Annotated in this window: 6 protein-coding genes; 4 read left to right on the top strand and 2 right to left on the bottom strand. The window is 71.0% G+C overall.

Annotated features, from left to right (window positions below; translation table 11 throughout):
* The first annotated feature begins 142 nt into the window (after nucleotides 1-142).
* The 3 genes from ACWGIU_RS29595 to ACWGIU_RS29585 all read left to right on the top strand — a co-directional run bounded on the left by ACWGIU_RS29595 (nucleotide 143) and on the right by ACWGIU_RS29585 (nucleotide 2,649).
* Complete coding sequence (locus tag ACWGIU_RS29595; protein ID WP_453710882.1) at nucleotides 143-1,627, top strand: AlkA N-terminal domain-containing protein; 1,485 nt, start codon at nucleotides 143-145, stop codon at nucleotides 1,625-1,627.
* Between the two features lie 12 nt (nucleotides 1,628-1,639).
* A complete protein-coding gene (locus ACWGIU_RS29590) occupies nucleotides 1,640-2,161 on the top strand; it encodes a methylated-DNA--[protein]-cysteine S-methyltransferase (RefSeq protein ID WP_453710880.1) in 522 nt (173 codons plus the stop codon).
* A gap of 101 nt (nucleotides 2,162-2,262) precedes the next feature.
* Nucleotides 2,263-2,649 carry an SHOCT domain-containing protein gene (locus ACWGIU_RS29585; RefSeq protein ID WP_453710878.1) on the top strand — a complete coding sequence of 129 codons (387 nt, stop codon included), beginning with the start codon at nucleotides 2,263-2,265 and terminating at the stop codon, nucleotides 2,647-2,649.
* A 10-nt stretch (nucleotides 2,650-2,659) separates the two neighbouring features.
* Here ACWGIU_RS29585 and ACWGIU_RS29580 read toward each other — a convergent pair whose 3' ends face one another.
* On the bottom strand, nucleotides 2,660-3,088 hold the full coding sequence (locus ACWGIU_RS29580; RefSeq protein ID WP_453710877.1) for a hypothetical protein: 429 nt from the start codon (nucleotides 3,086-3,088) through the stop codon (nucleotides 2,660-2,662).
* A gap of 51 nt (nucleotides 3,089-3,139) precedes the next feature.
* Nucleotides 3,140-3,637, bottom strand: coding sequence for an NUDIX domain-containing protein (locus tag ACWGIU_RS29575; RefSeq protein ID WP_453710875.1), 498 nt, complete (start codon nucleotides 3,635-3,637; stop codon nucleotides 3,140-3,142).
* Between the two features lie 310 nt (nucleotides 3,638-3,947).
* Here ACWGIU_RS29575 and ACWGIU_RS29570 point away from each other — a divergent pair, with 310 nt between their 5' ends.
* Nucleotides 3,948-4,967 carry a glycosyltransferase family 2 protein gene (locus tag ACWGIU_RS29570; RefSeq protein ID WP_453710873.1) on the top strand — a complete coding sequence of 340 codons (1,020 nt, stop codon included), beginning with the start codon at nucleotides 3,948-3,950 and terminating at the stop codon, nucleotides 4,965-4,967.
* Nucleotides 4,968-4,986: the final 19 nt, after the last annotated feature.

Genomic DNA, 4,986 nt, shown 5'->3' with positions numbered 1-4,986 from the left:
CGCGGGCCGGTGCCACACCCGTCCACGCCCCCACCCCCGCCCCGCCCCGCCCGGAGACCCGCACCCCCCGGCCAGGGACACGGCTAGCCTTGATGTCGGAAAACCGCCAGCCCGCCGTCACACGAACCCCGAAGCTGGACGCATGCACACCGACACCGAGCGCTGCGTAAGGGCCGTGCAGTCGAAGGACGCACGCTTCGACGGCTGGTTCTTCACCGCCGTCCTGACCACCCGGATCTACTGCCGCCCCAGCTGCCCCGCGGTGCCGCCGAAGGTCGAGAACATGACCTTCCTGCCCAGCGCGGCTGCCTGCCAGCAGGCCGGGTTCCGGGCCTGCAAGCGGTGCCGGCCCGACACGAGCCCCGGTTCGCCCGAGTGGAACGCCCGGGCCGACGCCGTCGCGCGCGCGATGCGGCTGATCCAGGACGGCGTCGTGGACCGTGAGGGGGTGCCGGGCCTGGCCACCCGGCTGGGCTACTCGGCCCGCCAGGTCGAACGGCAGCTGAACGCCGAGCTCGGGGCCGGTCCGCTCGCTCTGGCCCGGGCCCAGCGCGCCCAGACCGCCCGGCTGCTCATCGAGACCTCCGAGCTCCCGATGGGCGACGTGGCCTTCGCCGCCGGGTTCTCCTCCATCCGGACCTTCAACGACACCGTCCGCGAGGTCTTCGCCCTGTCCCCGAGCGAGCTTCGGGAGCGGGCCGTCAAGGCCGGCCGCAGCAGGAACGCCCCGCCTCGGATCCCGGGGACGATCAGTCTGCGGCTGCCGTTCCGAGCCCCGCTGAACCCAGACAACCTCTTCGGCCACCTCGCCGCGACCGCCGTCCCCGGGGTCGAGGAGTGGCGCGACGGCGCCTATCGCCGCACCCTGCGCCTGCCCTACGGAACCGGTGTCGTCGCCCTGACCCCCCATCCCGACCACATCGGCTGTCGGCTCGCGCTGACCGACCTGCGCGACCTCACCATCGCCATCAGCCGCTGCCGCTGGATGCTCGACCTGGACGCCGACCCCGAGGCGGTCGACGAGCAGCTCCGCTCCGACCCGCTCCTGGCCCCCCTCGTGGACAAGGCCCCCGGGCGCCGGGTACCCCGTACGGTCGACGCGCCGGAGTTCGCCGTACGGGCGGTGCTGGGCCAGCAGGTCTCCACCTCGGCGGCGCGCACGCACGCGGCCCGGCTGGTCACCGCGCACGGGGAGCCGATCGAGGACCCGCTGGGCGGGCTGACCCACCTCTTCCCCTCCCCGCAGGCGCTCGCCGGGCTGGACCCGGAGGCGTTGGCCCTGCCGCGCAGCCGCCGCGCCACGCTGACCACCCTGGTCTCGGCGCTCGCCGACGGCACGCTGGCGCTCGGCTTCGACAGCGACTGGGAGGCGGCGCGGGCGCAGCTCTCGGCGCTGCCCGGCTTCGGCCCGTGGACCACCGAGGTGATCGCCATGCGGGCGCTCGGCGACCCGGACGCGTTCCTGCCGTCCGATCTGGGGGTCCGGCGGGCGGCGCAGGGGCTCGGGCTGCCGTCCACCCCCTCGGCGCTCACCGCGCGCGCGGCCACCTGGCGGCCCTGGCGCGCGTACGCCGTCCAGTACCTGTGGGCGACCGACACCCACCCCATCAACCACCTGCCCGTCTGAGGAGCACCAGCGATGCGATCCACCATGAACGGCACCAAGACGCACACCGTCGTCGACAGCCCCTACGGCCCGCTGACCCTGGTCGCCACGGACGGGGTCCTCAGCGGCCTCTACATGACCGGGCAGCGGCACCGGCCGGCCGAGGAGTCCTTCGGGGAGCGGGTGGCCGCCGCCGAGGAACCCTTCCCGGCGGTGTCGCGCCAACTGACCGCGTACTTCGCCGGGGAGCTCACCGAGTTCGACCTCCCGCTGTGCCTGGAGGGCACCGCTTTCCAGCGCAGCGTCTGGGACCAGCTCGTGCGGATCCCGTACGGCGAGACGTGGTCGTACGGGGAGCTCGCGACCAGGCTGGGCAAGCCCAACGCCTCGCGCGCGGTGGGCCTGGCGAACGGGAAGAACCCGATCGGCATCATCGTGCCGTGCCACCGGGTGATCGGCGCGTCGGGCGGGATGACCGGCTACGGCGGCGGGCTCGACCGCAAGGTCCGGCTGCTGGCCTTCGAGTCCGGAGAGCAGGTCCCCGTTCTGCCCTGAATCCCGGCCCTGAAAGAGGGCCGGCCCCTGCCCCATTCCGAAATGCGGTCCTTTCGAAGCGGTTGTATGAATGGAATACCGCTACATGATCGGAGTCGGGCATGGACGACTATCCGCTGCTCAACATCTTCTGGACGATGCTGTACCTGTTCCTGTGGGTCATGTGGTTCTTCCTGCTCTTCAAGATCATCACGGATATCTTCCGTGACCACAGCCTGAGCGGCTGGGGGAAGGCGGGATGGCTGATCTTCGTACTCCTGCTGCCCTTCCTGGGCGTGTTCGTCTACCTCATCGCCCGGGGCAGGAGCATGGGCGAGCGGGACCTGAAGCAGGTTCAGGAGAACGAGGCGGCGTTCCGGGACTACGTCCAGAAGACGGCGGGCTCCGGCGGCAGCGCGGACGAGCTGCACAAGCTCTCCGCGCTCAAGGACAAGGGCGACATCACCCAGGAGGAGTTCGACCGCGCCAAGGCCAAGCTCCTGGCATGACCGGGTCGGGTCAGACCACAAGGAGCGGGACGAGCAGCGCGAAGGCGGCTCCCGCCTCCACGGCGTAGCTGTACAGCGAGGGGTGCTGGACCGGGGCGGCGAGCAGGACCACGCTCTGCTGGGTGGCGGCGGCCGCCACCCAGTCGGGATCGGCGCCGAGGTTGCCCTGGTACCAGCCCTCGCAGGAGCCGGGTCCGGTGACGGCCAGGAGGTCGTCCTCGCGGCGGTAGAAGGCCTGCCAGCCGGCAGCCGGGACGGACCAGCCCTCGAAATCGGTGAACTGCGCCCAGCCGCCCTCGCGTATCGCGGTGTCGAACAGCCAGACCGGGGTCCCCTCCGGAGTGACTTCACCACCGGCCTGCTGGTCGGTGGTGAAGTGCACCATGGGGAGGGCGTCGGGCCCGTCGGCGGTGCTGGGCCAGGCGTACATCGTGATCATCTGCTGATTCTGTCCTGGTCGAGGTAAGTCCGGTGTTACGGCGAGCCGTGCTTACGGGGCGACCGGGCGCCGGCCGTTCTCCAGTTCCGCGGCGCCCTCGCCCGACTGCGCGATCCGGTACGCCTCTTGGATGCGCCACCCGAGCGGTTCGGGCAGATATGCGGTGAGTTCGGCGGGCTCGACGAGCCGCCAGGAGATCAGCTCCTCCTCCTGCAGCGTGACGGAGGCGAGCTGCGCCTCGTCGAGTACCCCGCCGTCGTAGACGTAGGCGACCAGCGGCGGCCGGCCGGCCCCCAACACCCAGTCGACGGCCAGGAGGCGGCCGAGGGGGAGGTCGATGCCGATCTCCTCGGCGCTCTCCCGCCGGGCCGCGGTGCGCGGCGACTCGTCCTGGTCCGATTCGACGGTGCCGCCCGGCAGGGCCCAGCCCTCACGGTAGTTGGGCTCGACGAGCAGGATTCGGCCCGCGGCGTCCCGGTAGAGGACTGCCGCGCCGGCCAGCACCCGGGGCAGGGTCGCGATGTACGTGGCGTAGTCGTCTGTGGTCACGCCGCAACCCTAATTCCTTCGCGACGACCGCGGCGAGGTGCCCACCGCGGCGTCGGGGGCCGGGTGGTGCGCGGTAATCGCTCCGTTCAGGGATCGAAGACGATCAAATGATGATTGCTTTACTGATGATATTGTTGCCGCTCGCCCGGGTCACTCGCTTCCGCCCTGTGGCGCCAAGGGCTCCGGTAGCTGGTGCGCCTCCGCGTGGTCGGCCTGGTGGTCCGCTGCCGACGTACCGCTCTCGGCAGGTCAGATCGTCAGGCACCCGCCGGCGGTCTTCCGCTCTCGGAGATTGAAGACAAGCCCCTCCATGCAGAACGCAGCAGCCCCGGCACGCGACGCGGCCGACCGGTCGGCACCCGTGCTGTCCGTCGTGATCCCGATCTACAACGAGCAGGAGGCCCTGCCCCTGACCGTGGCGCGCCTGCGCCCGATCCTGGACGGCATGGGGATCAGCTACGAGGTGGTCGGCATCGACGACGGCAGCACCGACGCCACTCCGATGATCATGCAGAAGATCCGCCAGGAGTGGCCCGAGCTGCGCATCGTGCGCTTCGCCCGCAACTCCGGGCACCAGGCCGCGCTGACCGCGGGCATCCACCGGGCCTACGGCGAGTACGTCGTGAGCATCGACGCCGACCTCCAGGACCCGCCGGAGAAGATCGTCGAGATGTACGAGCTGGCCCGCGAGAAGAACCTGGACATCGTCTACGGCGTGCGCGGCGACCGCGGCACCGACACCTTCTTCAAGCGGCGCACGGCCGGCGTCTATTACTGGCTGATGCGCAAGCTCGTCGGCAAGAACATGCCCAACCAGGCCGGCGACTTCCGCCTGCTCAGCCGGGCCGCCGTCGACGCGCTCAAGTCCCTGCCCGAGCACCAGCCGGTCTACCGGCTGCTCGTGCCGTGGCTCGGCTTCAGCAGCGGCGAGGTCGTCTACGTCCGCGAGGAGCGGGTCGCCGGCAGCACCCACTACCCGCTGTCCAAGATGGTCCGCCTGGCCCTCGACAGCATCACCAACTTCTCCGCCAGCCCGTTGCGGCTCGCGACCTGGCTCGGTCTGCTGAGCTTCCTCGTCTGCTTCTGCCTGGCGATCTACACGACGCTCCAGTACGCGTTCGGCTCGACCGTGCCCGGCTGGTCCTCGCTGTTCATCGGCATGCTGTTCATCGGCGGTGTCCAGCTCATCTGCGTGGGCCTGCTCGGCGAGTACATAGGCCGGATCTACTCGGCCGTCCAGGCCCGGCCCGCCTACTTCGTCGGCTACGACTCCGCGGGGGACGCCGCGGGCGCCGATCGCGACCAGCGCGTCTCCGAGTACGCGGCCTGATCCCGAGCGCCCCGGTGCG

The sequence above is a fragment of the Streptomyces sp. NPDC054840 genome, assembly GCF_053611065.1.
Note: the sequence above shows the minus strand (reverse complement) of the source record. Positions and strands in the feature narration are given on the sequence as shown.

Excerpts from the sequence above, each read along its gene's own strand:
- ACWGIU_RS29595 (WP_453710882.1), top strand. The coding sequence starts at position 143 with ATGCACACCGACACCGAGCGCTGCGTAAGGGCCGTGCAGTCGAAGGAC.
- ACWGIU_RS29590 (WP_453710880.1), top strand. The coding sequence starts at position 1,640 with ATGCGATCCACCATGAACGGCACCAAGACGCACACCGTCGTCGACAGC.
- ACWGIU_RS29585 (WP_453710878.1), top strand. The coding sequence starts at position 2,263 with ATGGACGACTATCCGCTGCTCAACATCTTCTGGACGATGCTGTACCTG.
- ACWGIU_RS29580 (WP_453710877.1), bottom strand. The coding sequence starts at position 3,088 with ATGATCACGATGTACGCCTGGCCCAGCACCGCCGACGGGCCCGACGCC.
- ACWGIU_RS29570 (WP_453710873.1), top strand. The coding sequence starts at position 3,948 with ATGCAGAACGCAGCAGCCCCGGCACGCGACGCGGCCGACCGGTCGGCA.